Raw genomic sequence first — 20,365 nt, 5'->3', positions numbered from 1 at the left:
TTGCCTGATGACCATAGCGAGTCGGTCCCACCCCTTCCCATCCCGAACAGGACCGTGAAACGACTCTACGCCGATGATAGTGCGGATTCCCGTGTGAAAGTAGGTAATCGTCAGGCTCCCTAAGCCAGAAACCCCCGCCCGAAAGGCGGGGGTTTTTGCATTTGAGCGGCGGAAATGTGCGTGGAGTACTCGGCATGGATGCTTGTCGTGCTGCATGCGCTGATGCTTGCGATGTCGTCGAATGCCGAGAGAGCGGAACGCAACTTTTCGTCTGTTGTGACGGTTGTTGAAGTTACCTGCAGCCCCACCGCGGTCCATTTGCGTCAACGCGTGTGCCGAAATGCATCACGCCGAGCCATCACCAGGCAGTAGAGCTGCGCAAAGAGGCCAGCGCTGCGTATTCCTCTTCCCTATCCTCTTCTTGGGCAGCTGCACCATAGGGCTGCTCTCGCCAGTTCAGCGCGCTGTAGTCGGGCGTGATGGTGACCCTTCGGGAAGCAAAGCTGAACCGAAGATAGACGCGATCACCCGGCTTGAATCCGAACATCTCGAAATGCGCGTCGATGGCGCGCATCCATGGCATGTACGGTTGGCCATCCTGGGGAAGGTCAGGCTTGTTGCCGAGGGTCAGCTCAACCTCGGGATACTGTTTGAGCTTCTTGGGACGTAACTTACTATTGGCGTTAGCCATCTTCCGACTCCTGTACTGAGTTGGTTGTGGTCAGCGGGTCGTATGGGTACCGTAGGGCGACTTAGTTGATGAGACGCCGCTGACTAAAAATCAAAGACTTACGAAGACCCCCGCCACAAGCACTTTGTCGCGACGACGGAGTTGTTGCGACTGGTCTACTTCCGCGCCGAAGTAGTAGCGTCTGGGTGCGACCCCAATAACCCGCGAGCTCTATGAGCGGCTCGTGTGAGCCTCGGAAGGTCCAGGCCTAGAAAAAGCTCAAGAGCGGCTCCAAGAGCGGGAAAATCTGCGAGGGTGGGACGCCGCGTCCCTCGAGCTGGCTTCAACTGACCCTGGCCCCGAACACGGCCGACCCCACTGCGATTCCTCTGTGGAGTACGGCCATGAAATCGGATCGGATCTGTGCCGCCTGCGGCGCACCCTTCACTCCGCTCTTACACATCCCGCATCAACGCTTCTGCTCGGCCAAAGCGTGCCAGCGTGCTCGCCGGCGTGCATGGCAGCACCAGCGCATGCGAGTCGATCCCGACTATCGCGAGAATCAGATCCGCGCCCAGGCCAGCTGGCGGGCCCGACATCCTGACTACTGGCGGCACTACCGCGAGACGCACCCGTCTTATCGCGATCGCAATTGCGTGATGCAGCGACGACGAAATGCACGGCGCATTGCTAGTCCTGTTGCAAATATGGACGTGTGGCCAGCCTGTCGCCCACTGGCATCTGGGTTCTACATCCTGCGCGACGTGGTTGAGGCCGGCGTTGCAAAGATGAACGCGTGGACCGTGCACATCGCCGTGCTGTCTGAGCCGAGACCTGTTCCGGCGTGATTGCAAAGAGATGACGTGTTCGACAACGGTCTATGGCCTGCTACCTTGCCTGTGTACTCGCTCGCATTCGACGTCGTAGCAAGGCGCGACGCGTCCGCCGATACAAGTCCTCATAGTTGATGTCGAGGACGGTGCAGCGAGGAGCGGTTGCCGGTGGGAGCTGGATCGTGGACCTCGAATGCACATGCGAATCCGTTGGCGAGCAGACTTGCAGGATGCGGGCTGCTGAATACGTTCGGATGTCGACGGAGCACCAGCAATACTCGACGGAGAATCAGCGTGATCGGATTCGCGACTACGCTGCTCGTCGCGATCTCGAGATCGTACGGACCTACGCCGACGAGGGTAAAAGTGGTTTGCGAATCGATGGGCGCCAAGCGCTGCAGCAGCTGATCCGGGACGTGGAAACCGGCATGGCCGATTTCCAGGTAATCCTCGTTTACGACGTAAGCCGCTGGGGACGATTCCAGGATGCAGACGAAAGTGCCTATTACGAATACATCTGCCGGCGCGCTGGCATCCAGGTCGCCTATTGCGCCGAACAGTTCGAGAACGACGGCTCGCCCGTTTCCACGATCGTCAAAGGTGTGAAACGTGCGATGGCCGGTGAGTACAGCCGTGAGTTGTCAGCGAAGGTCTTTGCTGGCCAGTGTCGGTTGATCGAGCTTGGTTTCCGGCAAGGCGGGCCTGCAGGCTACGCGTTACGCCGGATCCTCGTGGACGAACATGGCCTCATGAAGGGGGAATTGCTACGCGGCCAACACAAGTGCCTGCAGACGGATCGCGTCATTTTGATGCCGGGCCCGGACAGCGAGGTGCGTATCGTCAACCTCATCTACAACTGGTTCATCAATGAGTCGCTCAACGAGCACGAGATCGCCGCACGTCTGAATGGCATGAACGTTCAGACGGACCTTGGGCGGCCCTGGACTCGGGCAACCATTCGGGAGGTGCTGACTAACGAAAAGTACATCGGCAACAACGTCTACAACCGTGTGTCGTTCAAGCTGAAGAAATCGCGCGTCACGAATCCATCTGAAATGTGGATACGCAAGGAGGGTGCGTTCGAACCCCTCGTGCCGAGCGAAACGTTCTATACAGCGCAGGGCATCATGCGGGCGCGGGCCCGGCGCTACTCGAGTGAGGAGCTTATCGAGCGTCTGCGAAACCTGTATCGAAGCCGAGGCTTTCTATCCGGCGTCGTGATCGACGAAACGGAGGGTATGCCGTCCACCTCGGTCTACGTGTATCGCTTCGGTAGCTTGATTCGTGCGTACCAGACGGTTGGCTTCACGCCCGGCCGTGACTATCGTTATATCGAGACGAACCGCTTCATTCGGCAACTGCACCCAGAGATCGTTGCCGAGACGGAAAAGAAGATTGCGGATCTCGGCGGATCCGTGTCGCGTGATCCGGCGACGGACCTGTTGACCGTGAATAGAGAATTCACTGCCTGCATCGTGCTGTCACGGTGTCAGGTGCGCAGCAGCGGCCGTAACCGCTGGAAGGTGCGGTTCGACACGAGCCTGCTGCCGGATATCACCGTCGCAGTCAGGCTGGACCAGAGCAACTCGACTGCGCTCGACTACTACCTGCTGCCGCACATCGACTTTTGGCAGCCTCGTATCAGCCTCGCGGACTGGAATCCGATCGAGTTCGAGAGCTATCGCTTTGACACGCTGGACTACTTATACGGTATGGCACAGCGTGCTCGGCTGAGGAGAAGAGCATGACTCAGCGCGAGCAGCCCGGTGAGGTTCGAATGATCCCCATCAGCCAAATCGAGGTGATCAACCCCCGCGAGCGTAATGGTCGAGTCTTCGACGAAATCGTCAGCAACATCAAGACGATCGGCCTGAAGAAACCGATCCTGGTCACGCCGCGGGCAACGGCCAGTGGCGTTGAGAAGTATCTCCTCGTGTGTGGCGAGGGGCGACTGAAGGCGTTCCGATCGCTCGGCGAAACGACGATACCCGCGCTGGTGGTGAGCGTGAGCGACGAAGACGCGTTCATCATGAGCCTGACGGAGAACATCGCGAGACGACAGTGCCGACCGCTCGAGTTGCTCGCCGGCATACGCGAGTTGCAGGAGCGCGGTTACGCGCCGAAGGCGATCGCCGAGAAGACGGGCCTCACGCAGCACTACGTGCAGGGAATCCTGACGCTGCTGCATCAGGGTGAGGAGCGACTCGTGATCGCTGTGGAGAAAGGCCGAATTCCGCTGAACGCAGCGTTATCGATTGTTGGTGCCGGCGACGACGATGAGGCGATCCAGGCCGCCCTGCAGGAGGCATATGAATCGGGGAGATTGCGCGGGCGCCAACTGATGGACGCTCGGCGCGTTATCGAGCGGAGGAAAGCGCTCGGCCGTACCGCGAATCGAAACATGACGCGCAAGGTGATGGACGTGACCACATCGAGCCTCGTCCGAACGTATCAGCATGAAGTTGAGCGGCAGAAAACGATGGTGCGGAAGGCCGAGTTTACGCAGCAGCGTTTGCTGTTCATCGTCGGCGCCCTCAGGCAGCTATTTGCGGATGAGAACTTCGTCAACCTGCTGCGCGCTGAGGAACTGGCGACTTTGCCGAAGTATCTGGCAGAACGTGTATGGCCGAGCGGGAGTCCAGCATGACCGGCGTAGCACTTGGGTTCATTCCGGAACCACTCTCTGTTCCGATCACGAGCATCCTGCCATCACGACGCACGCCTGCCGGCATGATGAACTCGCGAAAGTTCAAGCAGATCAGAAGCTCCATCGAAGAGGTGGGCTTGATCGAGCCGCTTTCGGTGACGCCGGTCGATCAGGCATCGGGCAACCACGTCCTGCTCGATGGGCATCTGCGACTGATCGCGTTGCAGGAGCTCCAGTTCAACACCGTGTCGTGCCTCGTTGCCACGGACGACGAGAGCTACACGTACAACAACCGCGTCAATCGACTATCGACCATCCAGGAGCACTTCATGATTCGTCGAGCCGTTGAACGTGGTGTGTCCCCGGAGCGGCTCGCGAAAGCGCTGTCGGTAGATGTGTCGCAGATCATCAAGAGGATGGCATTACTGGAAGGGATTTGCGCTGAAGCGACTGAGCTCCTGAAGGACCGGCAGTTTTCGCCGGAACTCGCGCGAGCTCTGCGGAAGATGAAGCCGACGCGGCAAGTCGAATGTGTCGAGCTCATGGTGGCAGCGAACAACCTGTCCGTGTCGTATGCGGAAGCGTTGCTCGTTGCGACACCGGCATCTCGGCTGGTCGAAGGAAAGAAACCGAGAAAGCTTGCAGGTGTGAGCCCCGAGCAAATGGCGAAGATGGAGCGGGAGATGAGCAATCTGCAGGGGCAGTACAAGGTGGTCGAACAGACTTATGGACAGGACGTGCTCAACCTCGTGCTCGCAAAGGGCTATCTTGCGAGGCTGCTTGCGAACGAGTCGGTACACCAATACCTACAAGCCCAACAGGCAGACTTGCTTTGCGAACTGCAAGCCGTCGTGGATACGATTGCCTTAGAGCAGCCGGCTCTCGAACCGAGTGCCTGAACTTACGCGGCTTGGCGGTACATTGTTTCGAAAATCGGCCTGCTGGTCGTGAGAATTGCGCGATCCGGAATTCGTGTGTTGAGGCGTTGCGAATTCGTCTAAAGAATCTTACCTTTGTGTCGTAATGCGTTTAAAGGGGCTCACTGCGTGTTGCAGTCGAGTGGTTCTATAGCCAAGATCGTGAAAATAATGAGCAATATGACTTGTACTCACTGCCGCACTGGGGTTCCGCGCGGCGCGACGGTTTGCACGGGGTGTCAGGCTGAAGTCGAGTATGGGCCGGCGAGAGGGCTGTTCGGTGCGGCACTCCTTGCTGCCGCGTTCGCGGGCTATCAAGCCCATCGACATCTGCCTGAATCTATGTCGGTAGGTGGTTGGGTTACGGGCGCTGTTGTGTTCGTTGGGCTGAGCCTGCTCATACAGAAGATGTTCGGCGATCGCGTCGTGTTTAAGCGCGTGTACAAGACCCGTCGATAGCTGCAGAGCTTCACCATCTCTCAGTCGGCCGCGCCTCGGCGTGGCTGGTTAAATGCACTCGTGCTGGCTTGGAATGAACGCCGTCTTCTAACTACTGCCGGCAAGTAGACCGACCGCCTCACGACGTAGCGCTATCGACATTTCGATCTGCGAGGCGGATGCCTCGCTTCGTCCTGCGAGCGATAAATACGCTTCGTGAACCGCATTCGAATGTTTGGTCAGGGCTACCAGATGTGGGCAGCTCGGTCCCCGAACCGCAGAGAGCCAGTTCTGTACGGTGCGCTCGCTCGCGCCCGTCCATCGCGTCAGTGTTTTTAACGCGCGCCGCGAACCTCCAACTTCTCCTTTGAGCGTGAGGGTGATGACGAGTGGGTATAGGGATTGCATCTCACTTAAGCAGTTTGCGCACCGATGCCCTTCTGTAGGCCGGGCGGTCGGCGCGCGCATTTTATTCCTGGCAGTAAATGATGGGGATGACATTCATATCCTTCGCGGCATGCGCGAAAGACGACAGAATCCAAAGCAGTTGTATGATATTACCCGTGATAGCCTGCTTGGCTTTTATTTTATTAAATTCAATCTCAATGGCGGATTTTGATATAAACGAGCATGATAGGATGGCTTTTCGGTGGAGCTTATAGTCTTGCAAGAGGTGTTTAACGTAGTCGTCGATCGCGGTGCAATCGCCTTTTCTGGTTCGGCTAATTTCGCTCTGTACCGAATCTTGAGAATAACTCTTGGAGAACTTTTCATCGACCTTCTTTGTGAATTGTTCCTTTGAGAAATACATATTCCCAAGATTTTTTATACCTTGGCCCACAACGTCATGAAGCTTGCTTGCGGATCGGCTAACGTCCCCGTGTTTCGAGTGGATAAAGCAAATGCACGAGTCTGCACTGTTCAGGGTAATATGATCAGCCCATTCGTTACCCAGATCATCACAAAAAATGTAATCATCATGAGCATGAATGGCCTCTGCTATACCAAACATTGAATTGGCATCAAATGCGGCTGAGGTTGATTGGATTTCGCCCTTTTCGCTAGTGGCATTCGCGATCTCGGGTTTGGCAATCAAAATATCTAGTATGCTATCGATTTCGGAAATCCCGGATGAGTCTTCGAAGCATCGCCCCATGAAATACATGTACTTGGGATCTTCGAAGCAAATGCTAAAGAATCCGTTCTTAATGATGTATTTCTGAAGAGAGATATCCTTTCCGTTCTCTGTAAGCTTGATTCTCTGAAGGGGGATGGATAGTAGTGTGATTGATTTCTCGTTCTTTCTGAGCCTTGAAGTATTTTCGTGACCCATCACCTTTAGGTCTTTGTCGACTTCATACACCTTCTCCAAAATTTCGAAGATTCGATCAAGTCGGCCCTTGTTTAGTGAAAGCAATTTTTTCTTTCGTGTTTTGTAAGAAACAGGGATGTTTTCTCTAATTATTCTGTCGTGTAGCATCGCGCTCTCGATCAAAATGGCCGAAGGCTCGGTGACGGCTAGCACTTCGTTAAGATCGACCAATTTTGCGAAAGAGTCCAAAAATGCCTTGTTTGCATTTGGATTTTCAATTAGGTGAACTTGGCCCTTTGCCCAAAGCGCGATTTCATCAAGCCTCTTCCGTTCGGAGGCCTCCACTACTCGACCAGAGTTCGCAGAAATAGTTTTTAAGTTTGAGCCTTGACGAATTTTCAGAAAATAGGGAATTGATCGCCCGGCGGCATGCGTCGACAGTAGGCCTTTTAAATCAGCGGCTTCATACGATCTTGCTCGCATCGCGCGCTCTGATATCGTCATATTGCGCAGTGCAATTTTTTGAAACTCAACTTCGTCGTCATCAAAGGTTGATGTAAGAAGCGAGTGGTCGACCGCATTGAAGTGTTCGTCGATTTTGTCGGATATATTGGTGCAGCTTTTTTTGAAGATCGATATATATTTTCCGATTTCGATTATGATGATGTACGCATATATTGTATCTTGGAAGTCCTCAGTCAAAAAATAGACCGGACGGGACGAAGGAAATGCTCTTGCAGAATACGTGAACGTGAAATCTGTATTGGGTACGATGCGCGCTTGCCTAAATTCATCGATCAGAAAATTGCTATTCTTCTCGATATTTTGAGATGCGGCGTCTAATAGGGCACCTATCGAGTCATCTGTCAACTCTGCTTTCGGGAAGTAAAATTGTGCATTCTGTGTTATGAGTAGGCGGTCTGGCATATGGTCTCCTATAGCGCTAGTCTCAATTCGATGGTCGTCGTTGTGTGATGGGGCAATGTGCAGGCGCGACCATGAGTGTCATACTAAGCTGGCGAGATGTGGCGCGTTTCTCAAAAATGTAGTTGGCGTATTTGTCGCGTACTGAACTTTATCAATCTGTATCTTTTCTGGTCACGTGTCAATATCGATGCGGCGGCAGCACTTCACGTTGTAGAAACAGCGTACAAACCTCGGGGTTCCAGGCATTGACTGGTTCGACATAGAACCCGTGTGACCGTCTTCCGCCACTAGTGCGAGGCTGACGAGTTCAGCTCGTGTTGCCTGCAGGATGGCAGGAGCCCGAGTATTAAGTAGCGTGAAATAGCCGCATGGCAAGGCGGACTATTAACTTCCATCGACAAGGAGGCTGAGCGCCTTGCGAAGTAGTTCTATCGACATCTCGATTTGTGAGTCTACGCCCTCACTCCGTCCTGAGAGCGACAAATACGCTTCGTGAACTGCATTCGAATGTTTGGCTAGGGCTACCAGATGTGGGCCGCTTGGTCCCCGAACCGCAGAAAGCCAATTCTGTACGGTGCGTTCGCTCGCGCCCGTCCACCGCGTCAGTGTTTTTATCGCGCGCCGTGAACCTCCCACTTCTCCCTTTAGCGCAAGGGCGATGACCAGCGGGTATTCGCTTCCCACCTTTGAGGTTTCGTTGTCGCGCAACTTCTTGCTTGTTTTCGGCAACATTTTTCACGTCTCCAAAACTATAGTCGTCTGATGGAGTGTCTTGACGCAGGCGGGCGTGGGGTAGCTTGCCGGAGGGAGGCAGCGTGGTCCGCTCGACGCGACAGGCAGCGCATGAGGGCTCGGATACCGAACGCCGGGCGGTCGCGTACGTCCGCATGTCCACGGAGCATCAACAGTATTCGACCGAAAACCAGCTGGACGTCATTCGCGTATTCGCGGAGACACGAGACCTCGAGGTCGTTCGCGTATATGCCGATGAAGGGAAAAGCGGTCTACGTCTCGACGGCCGGGATTCGCTTAAGGCATTGCTGCGCGATGCAGAGTCAGGCAACGCGGACTTCTCTGTTGTATTGGTCTACGACGTTAGCCGCTGGGGGCGATTTCAGGACCCGGACGAAAGTGCCAGCTACGAGATTCGATGCAAGCATGCTGGAGTGAAAGTTCTCTATTGCGCTGAGCAGTTCGAAAACGACGGGAGCCCCGTCTCCAGCATCATCAAGAGTGTGAAGCGGACTATGGCGGGGGAGTACAGCCGCGAACTCAGCGTGAAGGTTCATGCTGGGCAAAGTCGGCTGATCCGTTGCGGAAATCGACAAGGCGGTCCTGCCGGCTACGGTTTGCGCCGCGTGCTGGTTGACCACGCGAGAGAAATCAAAGGCACGCTCGAGCGCGGCCAGCAGAAATCCATCCAGACTGATCGAGTCATCTTGTCTCCCGGACCGGCAGAAGAAGTGGATACCGTTCGCGGTATCTACAGCGCCTTTGTCGAGGACGGACGAACCGAGACCGAGATAGCGGCGTCACTGAATGCCGAAGGCCTTCGGACTGATAGGGGGACGTTGTGGACGCGTGGCACGGTACATCAGATTCTCATCAACGAAAAATATGTCGGGCACAACGTTTGGAACCGCACCTCGTTCAAATTGAAACAACAGCGGGTTAAGAACCCACCCGAGCAATGGGTGCGAGCGGACAACGCGTTTAAGCCGATTGTCAGTCCCTTGTTGTTCGAAGCTGCACGGCAGATCATCATGGCACGCTCATATCGTATGAGCGATGCCGAGATGCTCGAGCGCTTGCGTCAACTTCTTCTAAAGAATGGTTATCTGTCAGGCATCGTCATTGACGAAGCTGTCGGCTGCCCGTCGAGCAGCGCGTACATGCACCGCTTCGGGAGCCTGCTGCGAACCTATGATCTGATCGGCTACTTGCCGAGTAGAGACTATCGCTACGTGGAGATTAATCGGCAACTGCGCAGACTTCATCCTCAGATCGTCGCTCAGGCAATACAAGCTATGACGGAAGCCGGAGCAGATGTCGTGAAAGATGCGCGATCCGATCTGCTATGGGTCAACGACGAGTTTCGTGTTTCTCTCGTTCTTTCGCGTTGCCGGCCGACCGCCGTCGGAAGCAATCGGTGGGTGATCCGCTTCGACAATGCGCTACTACCCGACATCATTGTTGCGGCGCGTATGGAGTTCGATGCCAAGTCGATCCGCGACTACTTCCTACTGCCCGCGGTCGAACTGCGGGTCGATATGGTGCGCCTTCAAGACTACAACGACTTTGGGTTCGAGGCATATCGCTTTGACGATCTTGATGTGCTCTGCCAACTCGGGCGTCGTGCGCCACTCAAAGGAGTTGAGTATGAATGATCGACTGGACAGACTCGGGTCAACACTCGCGCGTAGCGACGCGATTGTGCAAATTCCGGCGAACCAACTTCGAGTGCTGAACCCGCGTACGCGCAACCCATACTTCTTCTCCCAGCTAGTCGAGAACATTGCCACGGTTGGACTAAAGCGGCCTATCACAGTGGCCTACGGAGGTAAGAACGAGGAAGGAGATTGGTACGAGGTGCTGTGCGGGCAAGGGCGACTCGAGGCGCTCAAGGCCTTAGGCGAGACGATGATTCCGTGTTGCATCGTCGAGGCCAGTCAGATCGATCGCTTTTTGATCACACTGACCGAGAACATTGCTCGGCGTCGGCACTCCGCAGTGGAGCTCATGAACGGCTTGCAAGTGCTTCGAGCCAAAGGCTACACCAATGACCAAATCGCAAGAAAGACGAACTTGGATCCCGCGTACCTCAGCGGAATTCTTGTGTTGCTCGAAAGAGGCGAGCAGCGGCTGCTACAAGCCGTCGAGAAGCGCGACATGCCACTTTGGCTCGCCGTAGAAATTGCACGCTCGTCTAGCGAAGATGTGCAAGCAGCCATGCTTTCTGCCTATGAGTCGAAGACGCTGAAGGGCGAGCAACTGATACGAGTGCGGCGAATCATAAGTAAGCGGGAGGCCACAGGAAAGAAGATGGGCGGTCGACTGCACTCCAGGGACAATACGACGCCGCAGAAATTGCTCAGAACATATCAGACAGAAGTGCGAAGGAAAAAAATCGTACTTCAGAACGCGAGAATTCAGGATCAGCGTCTGCTACTCATCATCTCTGCAATCAAACGCTTCTTGTCCGACGAGCATTTTCGAACGTTGTTGCGCGCAGAAGGGATAAAGGACATTCCCGAAGCGGTTGCGACGCGACTACCTCAGGAGCTGCTGCCATGACGACCGTTAAGCGAGGTTTCGAGGAACGAATCATTGAGGTGTCGATTGAACTGATCCACCCGGGCTCACCCCTGTCCAAGGGTATGGTACTGTCGCGCAAGTTTGCCTCGATCATGACCTCGATTGAGAAGTTGGGCATCATCGAACCGTTGGCTGTTTTTCCGTCAACTGAGCGCCTGGGGCACTATGAATTGCTGGATGGGCGTTTGCGGCTTGAAGCGTTAAAGCAGCTTGGCGTTGCTGTAGCGCCATGCATGGTTTCGACAGACGATGAGGGATTCACGTTCAATCGGCATATCAACCGTCTGTCCGCGGTGCAGGAGCACAAAATGATTCGTGCCGCTCTCGCGAAAGGCGCGTCCGAAGAGCGCATTGCAGAAGTCTTGAGGACCGACGTTCGTAGTATTCGTGAGCGAGCGACGATGCTCGACGGCGTTGCACCTGAAGCTGTTTCTATCCTCAAGAACCGCCAGGTGCTTCCCAAGATATTCATTCTCCTTAAGAAAATGAAGCCATATCGGCAGATAGAAGCGGCCGAAATGATGGTGGCGGCGAACAAGTTCACAGTCCCATACTTGGAGATGATCCTCGCGACAACTAGGCCTGAAGGATTGAATGACTTCGCGAAGCCGAAGAAAAAGAGCGAGATATCGCCGGAGGATCTAGCTCGCATGGAAGCGGAGATGGAGCGCCTGCGTGAAGACTGCCAAGCTGTTGAGACGGAAGTGGGCGATACCATGCTCGCGCTGGTCGTCGCCAAAGGGTTCATGAGCCGCTTGCTCCGTAACAACAATATCCACGGGCATCTGAAACGGTATCACGGCGACTTGCTGGACAGCCTCGTCTCGACGATGGACGCTATCGCAGCCGACAATCGGGCATCAGAACAGGAGTAGGTCCACCTTCCTTTGAGGCTTGGCATTTGGTTACGTTAATCCGAGTTTCGACGGCGCGCACTGCATGGGGAAGTGGCGGTGAATTGTTTTGCCCGAAGCCTCAGAACTTTCTGTGCTCAAAAGTCGTCGGTGCGGCGGCGAAACGTCGCGTTCCGTACAATTGAGGGTGCCATGAAGAGTATCGCTCCCTGCGCATACTCCAACCTATCAGCGAGAACAATCGCCGGGCATAGAATAGTGCTGAGCGAAGCATGCGTCCCCGGCGCTGTCACAGTCCGGCCTGCTCTCCTGGTTCACTATGGGCGACCTCGGCAATGAGCAAGAGGGTAACGATATTCCTCGACATCGATGGAGTTCTACATCCAAATTCAGTGGGCGAACTCGAATACGGTCCCAACGGACCGGCGGTGGTCGGACAGGGGGTTTGTTCACTGCAGACCAAACTGGCCGAACGGGTCAGCGGGAAAGCGGTCGACATCGCAATCCATAGCACCTGGATCTATATGTTCGACCTCAAACGCTTGCAACATGAGTATCTGCGCGAGCTGAGCGCGGCTACCAAAGTTTATCTTACGAATCGACGCATCGAGAGTCGCTCGCTACGGATTGCGGACTATATGCGGAGGCGCCGACTGACGTTGGCCGATATCTTGATTCTGGATGACGCCCCCAAGGAATTCGCGTCCGCCCCGGAACTGCAATCCCGACTCGTCGTATGCGATCCAGCCCGTGGGATAGACGATCCTGCCGTACTGCAACGGATTGATGAATTCGTCTCCTAGGCGATCACAATCAATGTCAGTCGGAGCTCGATTGCGCAGGACGCGTAGACGACGTTCCATCTTGCATCGCGTAACGCAGAGCGCGGGCATCGTGTAGCGCATGGTGTCGACCGCCGAACTGCTTGTAGTAGGACTCCAGCCGGCCCTGGTCAGCCTGATCACGCACAAGCAGCCCCTGCCAGCCATTCGGTACCCCATCGAGGATGTCTAAAAGAAGATCCCAGTCCCCAGGGAAGTCCATGCAGAAGATGCCGCCCTCGAACGGTTGGAGCCATGCGAGGAGTGCCAACTGGAGGCTCGCCCGAGAGAACACTCGATCGGGGTATTGACCTAGCTGCGGCAATACCGCTTCATGGACGAACGCGCTGCACGTGTTTCGATCGAAGTCGTCGCACTCGGCATAGAACTCTCGGCCATCGTCGGCGACCAGCGCAATGCTGATCAGATCGCAGTCGACGAAATCGGTAAATTCGGTATCGACAAAAACTCGCATCGTTTGTTTCATTCCTCTTGAGCGTCTGATTGATACATGAATCGATCGGCGGCGCCCTGCGCAAGCTCGCGGAGCTTGTCCAGCGTGTGATCGAAGTGCCCTTGGTCGAACTCGTGATTCCCCGATACCGAGATGACGGGCTTGGCCGGATCGTCAACGAATGCGCGAGCCCATTCAACGCTGCGGTCCTTCGCGTGGATGTCGCCAGCTAGGCCGATGACATCGGCGCGGGCGACGGCCTCCGCATCAGCTACGGCTAGTTCGAATTCGTTGTGCAGATTGGACAGGACGAGCCGTTTCACGGCTTCGCGATCATGGTTGGATTGTTGCCTAGATTGGTTGGTGTCAGATCAAGATGTTCAATTTCGGCAGGTCGTCAGTTCATCACGACGGTTCTGCGGTTGGCGGTCCATCAGCGTCGCGCGGCAAGCCCCGCTCCATTTGATTGAGCCGACGCTCTACCGCGTGCACAAGTTCAACGAATTCAGTCCGATTTTCGACCATGTCGAAATCCGGGACGCGCAGGTAACCCTGTCTCACGCCCATTGCAAACAACAGCTCCGCCAGGTCGTCCGGATTCCGTGGCTCGAAAGATTGATGGGTGGCCAGGACATTGGCGCTCAGGCACCTTAGCCTGACGTCGTAGAACAGATTGGCAATGAAAGGCGCGACAGGTTGCAGGGAGGCGATATCCGTTTGATCGTACTCAGATGAGACGTCTGTGGAGGTCGCGCCGGTTTGAGCGCATGTAATGTCCCATAGAATGTTGGCATTGCTGTCGACGCCGCTTTCCGCGATCAGTTCGTAGATCCTCCCGGATTGGGTGACCCCACGGCGGGTCTCCGGATCAAATTTCACGATAGGGGTGCTTGCCCGCCCGCTCATGGTTTCCATGTTGTGCCCAATGAAATGGCGGAAGCCCTTGTCCGTCTCCATAACTTGCCAACGAGACAGAAATACAAGGGGCTCCAGCACAACCGGGCTAGAGTTCCAGATTCCCATATAAGCTCCTGTCGCAAGATCGGCTCACACGGTCCACGAAAGCCGAGTTGTCATGCTTCGCCGCTTACACGGCGGGAATTTCCCGCGTCGGTCTGCCTGCGGACCCAGTACTGTCGTCCACCATCGACAGATGGTCCGGTGACGATCTCGATACCATGTTGCCTGGCCCAGCCAGGCGCTTCGCGAGCGGAGATTCCAATCGCACTTGCCACCGTGAACAACGGCTGAAATTGTTCGGAAAATTTCTTCAGTTCATCAACATCGACGACTCGTGCTGCCCGGCGGCGCAGTTTGCCCGTTCGAGTCCTGATTAGCCCTACCTTGATCAGGTGGTACATCACTTCCTGTTTGACGCCGAGTCGACGAGCTGCTTCAACAATGGATATCGGGGAATCCGATTCGACCGGTATCTGCGCGGTGGAGATTACGTCGCAGCGGTTGGCAAAAATATTCCGCAACGCCGGTTGTTTGCCTCGCTCGACGGCAAGGCGCAAAGCACCGTTCGTGAGGTGGTTGAAGAATGCTGCTGACGCTTCAACAGGAACGTACAGACGCAAGGCCTCGGCTATGCTGACCGGATCCTCAAACACCGATCCGTCCCGACCACAGGCTGCCGCGATGTTGCCGAGCAAACGATCGACTGACCTCGTGTCGATCCGTGCCTCGTGTGAGGCAAGTAGACCTGCCTTCGCCAGTGCTTGGATACGTCTGGTGGACATCCCGGCGTATCGGGCCGCTGTCTTCAACGGGACCAGCGAACGTTGGATGTTTCGGAGACGTTTCAGGTTATCGTCACTGATTGCAAACTTCTGCCGTCCAGCCGGGGTTCGCCTGACTGGTGCGGTTTCACCGGTCTGCGCAAGCATGTTGGCAATGGCTGAATTTCGTGTCTTCTGCCGATTGCGTAACTCCTTGTTCGTCCGCCCGGCAGCGCCTTTTCGTTCCCAGAGCACTGCCGGCCCATGGCGCGATGAACTCGTAACGTACGCATATAGGAGGTTCAGCATCCAGCGACGTTCTGCCTCACTCAACTGCTTGCGCAGCATAGTGAGCAGGCGCGGAAAGACATCCGAGAGCAGGGGAACGTTATTCACGCCTGCCTGAGGGGCACGAAGGCGGTCAAGCAATTCGAAACAAGCCGACCGATCGGCGATTAGTGATGCGCCGGCAGTCACCAGGAGTTGTTCGACGTTCTCTGTTCGACGCGAGGCCCTCTTCAATGGTTTGCCTTGAAGTCCGAACTGTGAGAGTGCCCCTAGGAAACGAGCGAGGCTCCATCTTTCCCCAACGGACAGAAAGGCGGTACTCGAAGCGATTTGCTCGTCGATCAGCTTCAGGACTTCGTCTGAAAATTTGTCGACGGTCGCTTCTTGCAATGGTGCGCCGCATGCGCAATTGGCGAAGCGAACCTGTTTCCAGCGCAACGTCCGCCGGCACGCGGCGCACACTGAAGTGAGCCAGCAGCGATGCGCCAAGCACGCTGCCGGCCCGGAGTACCAGTCCTCCCGCCAATTGCATCCGGAGTCGGACAAGCAACGCGGGCACCAGCGGGCGATGCCATGAGCCTTCGGGAGGCTGAAATCCAAGCAGTCCAACCAACCAGGGTTGGACAGTCCGTTGGCGAATGCGACCCGCAAGCGGTAGCCAAGGAAACTTTCATCCGCGCCTGCCATAGGTCGCACCAGGAACCGCCCTGAAAACAGGGCGACTCCTCGGGAGCGCCAAGCTACGTGGTGGATTGATTTGTGGTTCATTCCGGCAAGAGGGAAAGCTGCTGCGATGATCGTTTCAACTGTGCCCGGTTGGCACCTACGTCCGTCTTGGACTGATGCAGTCTTTCGATTGCCGTCCAATCAATGAAGTAGGCAGATAGGCCTGGATTTTCCAGTCGACGGAAGATGGGAAATTCGCCAGATAGGACTTCCTTCAGCACTTCTCGTGAACTTGATGTATAGGGCCCCTGCCACTGCAACCATGTTCCGAACAACGGTTGTAAATACACAGGGCCGGCCGGACAAGGCTGCGACAAGTCCTCTAGCCGGCGACACAGACCTGCGAGGTGCGTTCGATAGAAATATGTCTGCCCGCTGACTGTCAGCGGCTGCGGTAGGCCGGAATTCATTAGCGTGAGGCAACCGTGCCGATTGATATGCAATTCCTTCATTACCTGCTCGCGGGTTGCGACGGATTCGTACCATCTGCGGCATGCTTCCACTGCCTGGGGTGGGAGAAATACGAGTCGCTTGCTGCCGTGATGGACAGTGACGGAGCCTTGAATGATGTTTTCCCGGATGAAGTGTCGAATATGCCCTCTTGAACATTCAATGAGCGCAGTCGCTTTTTCGAAGCTTACGTACCCGTCGGGTACCCCATGACCCGGATGGAGTTCTCCTTGGGTTTGTGGAGCAGTGCTTTTCTGGCCGCTCATCAAAAATCGCCGCCTCAAGTCTGCAATCGGCAAACTCGAAAGGCATGTGGGTCTGTGAGATTCATCGAGCAGCATGCGACGTAGTCGAGCGAGCACGGTGTTGCGATGTGATGAGTCGGTGATCTGGTCTAGGAAGTCGCGAATTCCGTCCGAATTCGGGACCAAGGAAAGTTGGTTCCTCTCGACCAGTTCTGTCAGTCGGGTCGACCGAGGGGCATTTATGGGCAGAGATTCGGACTCTGGCGTGGCGATTGCCAGGGCATCGAGTAGAGCCTGCAGAAACAAGATGTGAGTGAGCCCCTCGAAAGCGCCGGACAGATCGCCGTCAAGGATTAGCCGTTCGAAACCCGACCACAATCGATCAACATGCCGTCGCTCGCTGGGCATTGGGCACACTGCACCGTCCCAGAGCTGCTCATCCGTGACATCCGTGATCAGATGTTTGTCGTCTTGCTTATAGCCCCGGGTCATCACAGGTTCGGCGAGATCATCTTTCAGACGGACATGGTGGAGCGTGCAGACCTCAAATGCATTGAGGCGCCAGCGCGAACGAATGTGCCTGGACTGAACCATGCATTCCGGGCAATACCGGATTTTGTTTACGCGAGTAACCACGCTCCATCGTGGCAGCGTGGTGTCGCTCCAAATCGGATAGCCGTCAGGTTTGCTCCCGGCCGTGACGGGAAGCGTTGGGCGAAACCGTTCGAGATCGCTGAGCCTTGGACGGCGAATGCCATTTGCCCTGGCGACGCGAAAAAGATAGGTTTCGATCCATTCGTCAGGAAGGATTTTGGGGCGACATAGTGGTAGACGAGAAGTGTTGGACGTCATCATGTCAGCGCTCCACCGGTGAAAATGGTTCACCGGCCTTCACGAGCGGCGTCGTATCGAACGCCTCGTGGAATGGGTTCCGGTTATCTGGTGAGCCTGGATAGATGACTGTCCGGAATGCCTGCGCGAGAACGCTGTCTGTCAACCTGGGATCAGGCTGGTCGTATGCCAGTTCGACAGCGCGGACTAGGAGCCTTCGGATATCGCGAAGACGCCCATCGGTCGCAAACGCAAACAGGCGAGTGATGACTTCACCAGAGATGTCAATCGCTGGGAGGTCCCGTAGAAATTTTTTGAAGGTCGCAAGTACATTGCGAAACTCAAGCTCGACAGATGTGATGGCTACGGACAGTCGCTTGATCTCGATAACCTCCCGGAACCGTTCGCGCAGTTGGTCATTCGTGTCGAGCAAGCGCGTTATTCTGGGGATGCCGGCTAGTACAAACGACACTCGTGTAGCGTCCACCAATCGTTTGATCCAGTCGGCAGCAGTGTGGAGGGTTTTCTCTCCTCCTCTGTCGATCAGGTGATTGGCCTCGTCGATGATCACGAGCCGAACACGGCACTGTTTTATGAGAAAAACCAGTCGGGCCGTCAATTCCACTTCTCGACCCGTACTCCATTTCGGATCCCCTAGCGCCCGCAGGAGCGTGTGTGCCAGCGTTTTAGGTGTCGGGGATGGGCCAAGTACCACATACAGTACCGGTACCTCGGTGAATTCCTCGTGTTCGATCGGAGGATGTTTCTTCGCGTAATTTTTAAGCAGAGTTGATTTCCCAACGCCGGACTCACCGATTAGCATGATGTGGTCGGCTTCCTCAAATGCGCACTGATACGCACGCACGCGATCCAATGAAGCCGATATTCGCTTGACGTGAGGGAATATGATGAATCCTTTTCGAATATTCTGAATGGTTGCTGCGCACGCGGCGTCATTCGTCATGATCGACCTCAACATTGAAGGTGTCGACTTCAAACCCGGTTAACTCATTGGAATCCGAATTGAGAGCGCCTTGAGGAAGATCATTCTGGGGTACAGGCGCGATGGGAGAGTGACGATTGACGGACTTCGATGTAATGTGGGATTGACGCGCGCCTCGTTTGCGCTCCTTGAGCTTCTTTGATTGCATCGCCTCGATGCTCATCTCGCGGATCATTGCCTCTCCATTTGCCCTCGTTCTTTGGTGCGGATCGGAGTTTTTGTATTGGTTCTTCACCGTCTTGGCTTGCTCGACTGTCAGGTTGTGGTACCTATCGTCGGTATTGACGGCGTGGATGTATTGGTTCTCGATCGGATCCCAAACATAGATTACGCCAGCGTTCTCATACGGAGCCTTGATATGTACCTTTGATTTCTCTGGCAACATGCGCCGCAAGGCCAGCAACTCCTGGGACACGTACCGAAATGTGTTGAAGTCGACGCCGTAGTGCTGCAACTCGCGTTCGGCATGTTCGCCGAACTCGATGCTGAGATCAGCGGCGTTACATTTCAGCAAGGGGGGATTCGCAGTGGCACCTTCCTTCCAAACGTCGATAGGCGCGCGGCCGCCTAGACCTTTGTGAGGCCTCATGTGATAGACCGTGGTGATCCAGACATGAACCATCTCATTGAGTTTATCGAACGTGATGCATGCTTCGTCTTCCGCCTTGAAGCCGATACGTTGGTGAACCTTCGCGAGAGTCGTTCCTGCAAGTTTGTGTATGAAGGAGTAATTGAACGTCCTGAGAAAGCGTTCAACGAATGGCTTGTCGTTTGGGTCGCGCGATGCAGCGTACTCACAGACCACGCCCAGATTGGTCAAGGCATCGACGACTGCACGGGCATGCATTTCGCGCCCATTGTCCATGAGTAAGCGTTCCGGCCAACCATGGCATGGCCACTCAGGTAGTTCAGGAAATCGTTCTCTCAGATAGCTCTTGGGCATCATGGCGTGCCGCAGCGCTTCGAATACAGCGTGGACCCCATGCCCGGCGGAACTGATGCAGAAGCCCAGAACGCATCTGGAAAATCGGTCGATGACAACGGTGAACATCGGCCGATCGATGGCGTTGCCATTTGCGTCCGCGTACAGTAGATCTATCGGCGTATGGTCGATTTCCACAATTTCGAGGATTCGTGATACCTTCCGAGCCCGATATTGATCCGCGAATCGGCGCCGAGCTTCGCGCTCGCCATAGCGAGCTGTTGTTCTGTCGTATGCATCAATATCATGGATGCGCCTTTGAATAGTCCGGAGCCCTGGTGCCTTGAGCCATTCGGACTCGATACGCGTCGTGTTTTGTCGCTGGATTTCGAGGAATACCGCATTATGGACTTCTTCTGCGGTTCCGGTTTTGCTGTTGAGGAAGGCCGTTTCAATCTTTTCGTGGATGATGCATTCCACAATCAGATCTAGCCTTGATTTTCCCTTTCCGCCCCGATGTTCCGACTGATCAATCAACGCGCGGATGTCGCAATGTGCAATACGGTATCGGCGACGCCAGCGATATACAGTGGTTTCATGAGGTGGCGTAGCATCGGCGAGATCCGCTGCCACTTTGTGGATTGCCGGACGAAGCGCCGACCGAGGACCTTCGAATGCGCCCATTCGATCGAGCATTACTAGATAGTTGACTCGTCGGCGCGTCTCGAAATCTCCGCGCTGGCCAGCGGATGTGCAAGCCTCTAATGCGTTCTTGAAAGTGCTGCGTTTCGGGGAGCGTTGATATTGCTTGCTGTTAATCGTACGCAGATATCCTCGCAAGTATTCTTCAAGAAGGTCTGCCTCATTGTGATTGGAGACCCCCCCCGTCACTGTGTTTTCCAGTTGGGCTACGTCATCTTGTACGCGCATGATGCGAAATGTCCCTTCACCCCTGAAGACGATTTGATCCTTGGTGAAATTGGCCATGGTC

Annotated in this window: 17 protein-coding genes and 1 rRNA gene; 9 read left to right on the top strand and 9 right to left on the bottom strand. The window is 55.3% G+C overall.

Annotated features, from left to right (window positions below; genetic code table 11):
* The first annotated feature begins 3 nt into the window (after positions 1-3).
* Positions 4-116, top strand: a 5S ribosomal RNA gene (rrf, locus tag G3N99_RS06900).
* Between the two features lie 242 nt (positions 117-358).
* On the opposite strand, the gene G3N99_RS06895 is transcribed toward rrf, so the two are convergent.
* The gene (locus tag G3N99_RS06895; RefSeq protein WP_206122007.1) at positions 359-691 is read right to left on the bottom strand and encodes a hypothetical protein; all 333 of its coding nucleotides are present in this window, start codon (positions 689-691) and stop codon (positions 359-361) included.
* A 383-nt stretch (positions 692-1,074) separates the two neighbouring features.
* Between G3N99_RS06895 and G3N99_RS06890 the strand changes: the two genes are divergently transcribed.
* The 4 genes from G3N99_RS06890 (at position 1,075) to G3N99_RS06875 (ending at position 5,049) form a co-directional block, all read left to right on the top strand.
* Positions 1,075-1,518, top strand: coding sequence for a hypothetical protein (locus tag G3N99_RS06890; RefSeq protein WP_205817910.1), 444 nt, complete (start codon positions 1,075-1,077; stop codon positions 1,516-1,518).
* Positions 1,519-1,637: 119 nt separating this feature from the next.
* Positions 1,638-3,251 (top strand): recombinase family protein, encoded by a 1,614-nt coding sequence (locus G3N99_RS06885; RefSeq protein ID WP_206122011.1) that lies wholly within the window; start codon positions 1,638-1,640, stop codon positions 3,249-3,251.
* Positions 3,248-4,150 (top strand): ParB/RepB/Spo0J family partition protein, encoded by a 903-nt coding sequence (locus tag G3N99_RS06880; protein ID WP_046544129.1) that lies wholly within the window; start codon positions 3,248-3,250, stop codon positions 4,148-4,150. The genes G3N99_RS06885 and G3N99_RS06880 overlap by 4 nt, the downstream gene beginning before the upstream one ends.
* Positions 4,147-5,049 (top strand): plasmid partitioning protein RepB C-terminal domain-containing protein, encoded by a 903-nt coding sequence (locus G3N99_RS06875; protein ID WP_206122006.1) that lies wholly within the window; start codon positions 4,147-4,149, stop codon positions 5,047-5,049. Before G3N99_RS06880 ends, G3N99_RS06875 begins: the two co-directional genes overlap by 4 nt.
* 925 nt (positions 5,050-5,974) lie before the next feature.
* Here the strand turns inward: G3N99_RS06875 and G3N99_RS06870 are convergent.
* Positions 5,975-7,744, bottom strand: coding sequence for a hypothetical protein (locus G3N99_RS06870; protein WP_206122005.1), 1,770 nt, complete (start codon positions 7,742-7,744; stop codon positions 5,975-5,977).
* An 815-nt stretch (positions 7,745-8,559) separates the two neighbouring features.
* Between G3N99_RS06870 and G3N99_RS06865 the strand changes: the two genes are divergently transcribed.
* The 4 genes from G3N99_RS06865 to G3N99_RS06850 all read left to right on the top strand — a co-directional run bounded on the left by G3N99_RS06865 (position 8,560) and on the right by G3N99_RS06850 (position 12,716).
* Positions 8,560-10,131, top strand: a complete 1,572-nt coding sequence (locus G3N99_RS06865) for a recombinase family protein (protein WP_346778476.1) — start codon at positions 8,560-8,562, stop codon at positions 10,129-10,131.
* A complete protein-coding gene (locus tag G3N99_RS06860) occupies positions 10,124-11,038 on the top strand; it encodes a plasmid partitioning protein RepB C-terminal domain-containing protein (RefSeq protein ID WP_175000884.1) in 915 nt (304 codons plus the stop codon). Before G3N99_RS06865 ends, G3N99_RS06860 begins: the two co-directional genes overlap by 8 nt.
* The gene (locus G3N99_RS06855; RefSeq protein ID WP_206122004.1) at positions 11,035-11,934 is read left to right on the top strand and encodes a plasmid partitioning protein RepB C-terminal domain-containing protein; all 900 of its coding nucleotides are present in this window, start codon (positions 11,035-11,037) and stop codon (positions 11,932-11,934) included. The genes G3N99_RS06860 and G3N99_RS06855 overlap by 4 nt, the downstream gene beginning before the upstream one ends.
* Positions 11,935-12,248: 314 nt before the next feature.
* Positions 12,249-12,716, top strand: a complete 468-nt coding sequence (locus G3N99_RS06850; protein ID WP_124486758.1) for an HAD domain-containing protein — start codon at positions 12,249-12,251, stop codon at positions 12,714-12,716.
* Between the two features lie 16 nt (positions 12,717-12,732).
* Here the strand turns inward: G3N99_RS06850 and G3N99_RS06845 are convergent, their stop codons facing one another.
* From G3N99_RS06845 to G3N99_RS06815, 7 genes are all read right to left on the bottom strand, one after another.
* Entirely contained in the window at positions 12,733-13,221 is a 489-nt protein-coding gene (locus G3N99_RS06845; protein ID WP_241011518.1) for a 3'-5' exoribonuclease, read from the bottom strand.
* Positions 13,218-13,511 carry a metallophosphoesterase family protein gene (locus G3N99_RS06840; protein WP_206122003.1) on the bottom strand — a complete coding sequence of 98 codons (294 nt, stop codon included), beginning with the start codon at positions 13,509-13,511 and terminating at the stop codon, positions 13,218-13,220. The genes G3N99_RS06845 and G3N99_RS06840 overlap by 4 nt, the downstream gene beginning before the upstream one ends.
* An 82-nt stretch (positions 13,512-13,593) precedes the next feature.
* Positions 13,594-14,211 carry a hypothetical protein gene (locus G3N99_RS06835; RefSeq protein WP_206122002.1) on the bottom strand — a complete coding sequence of 206 codons (618 nt, stop codon included), beginning with the start codon at positions 14,209-14,211 and terminating at the stop codon, positions 13,594-13,596.
* 50 nt (positions 14,212-14,261) lie between these two features.
* Positions 14,262-15,587: a hypothetical protein gene (locus G3N99_RS06830; RefSeq protein WP_206122001.1), complete on the bottom strand. Its 1,326-nt coding sequence runs from the start codon at positions 15,585-15,587 to the stop codon at positions 14,262-14,264.
* A 374-nt stretch (positions 15,588-15,961) separates the two neighbouring features.
* On the bottom strand, positions 15,962-17,473 hold the full coding sequence (locus G3N99_RS06825) for a TniQ family protein (RefSeq protein ID WP_206122000.1): 1,512 nt from the start codon (positions 17,471-17,473) through the stop codon (positions 15,962-15,964).
* A gap of 1 nt (position 17,474) precedes the next feature.
* Positions 17,475-18,413, bottom strand: coding sequence for a TniB family NTP-binding protein (locus G3N99_RS06820; RefSeq protein WP_206121999.1), 939 nt, complete (start codon positions 18,411-18,413; stop codon positions 17,475-17,477).
* Positions 18,403-20,361 (bottom strand): Mu transposase C-terminal domain-containing protein, encoded by a 1,959-nt coding sequence (locus G3N99_RS06815; RefSeq protein ID WP_206121998.1) that lies wholly within the window; start codon positions 20,359-20,361, stop codon positions 18,403-18,405. The genes G3N99_RS06820 and G3N99_RS06815 overlap by 11 nt, the downstream gene beginning before the upstream one ends.
* Between the last annotated feature and the right edge of the window lie 4 nt (positions 20,362-20,365).

Origin of the sequence: Burkholderia sp. Ac-20392, from assembly GCF_017104585.1 — a bacterium.
GTDB lineage: Bacteria > Pseudomonadota > Gammaproteobacteria > Burkholderiales > Burkholderiaceae > Burkholderia > Burkholderia lata.
Note: the sequence above shows the minus strand (reverse complement) of the source record. Positions and strands in the feature narration are given on the sequence as shown.

What these genes read in the sequence shown, in the direction of transcription:
- G3N99_RS06895 (WP_206122007.1), bottom strand. Translation starts at nt 691, where the DNA reads ATGGCTAACGCCAATAGTAAGTTACGTCCCAAGAAGCTCAAACAGTAT.
- G3N99_RS06890 (WP_205817910.1), top strand. Translation starts at nt 1,075, where the DNA reads ATGAAATCGGATCGGATCTGTGCCGCCTGCGGCGCACCCTTCACTCCG.
- G3N99_RS06885 (WP_206122011.1), top strand. Translation starts at nt 1,638, where the DNA reads ATGTCGAGGACGGTGCAGCGAGGAGCGGTTGCCGGTGGGAGCTGGATC.
- G3N99_RS06880 (WP_046544129.1), top strand. Translation starts at nt 3,248, where the DNA reads ATGACTCAGCGCGAGCAGCCCGGTGAGGTTCGAATGATCCCCATCAGC.
- G3N99_RS06875 (WP_206122006.1), top strand. Translation starts at nt 4,147, where the DNA reads ATGACCGGCGTAGCACTTGGGTTCATTCCGGAACCACTCTCTGTTCCG.
- G3N99_RS06870 (WP_206122005.1), bottom strand. Translation starts at nt 7,744, where the DNA reads ATGCCAGACCGCCTACTCATAACACAGAATGCACAATTTTACTTCCCG.
- G3N99_RS06860 (WP_175000884.1), top strand. Translation starts at nt 10,124, where the DNA reads ATGAATGATCGACTGGACAGACTCGGGTCAACACTCGCGCGTAGCGAC.
- G3N99_RS06855 (WP_206122004.1), top strand. Translation starts at nt 11,035, where the DNA reads ATGACGACCGTTAAGCGAGGTTTCGAGGAACGAATCATTGAGGTGTCG.
- G3N99_RS06850 (WP_124486758.1), top strand. Translation starts at nt 12,249, where the DNA reads ATGAGCAAGAGGGTAACGATATTCCTCGACATCGATGGAGTTCTACAT.
- G3N99_RS06845 (WP_241011518.1), bottom strand. Translation starts at nt 13,221, where the DNA reads ATGAAACAAACGATGCGAGTTTTTGTCGATACCGAATTTACCGATTTC.
- G3N99_RS06835 (WP_206122002.1), bottom strand. Translation starts at nt 14,211, where the DNA reads ATGGGAATCTGGAACTCTAGCCCGGTTGTGCTGGAGCCCCTTGTATTT.
- G3N99_RS06825 (WP_206122000.1), bottom strand. Translation starts at nt 17,473, where the DNA reads ATGATGACGTCCAACACTTCTCGTCTACCACTATGTCGCCCCAAAATC.
- G3N99_RS06820 (WP_206121999.1), bottom strand. Translation starts at nt 18,413, where the DNA reads ATGACGAATGACGCCGCGTGCGCAGCAACCATTCAGAATATTCGAAAA.
- G3N99_RS06815 (WP_206121998.1), bottom strand. Translation starts at nt 20,361, where the DNA reads ATGGCCAATTTCACCAAGGATCAAATCGTCTTCAGGGGTGAAGGGACA.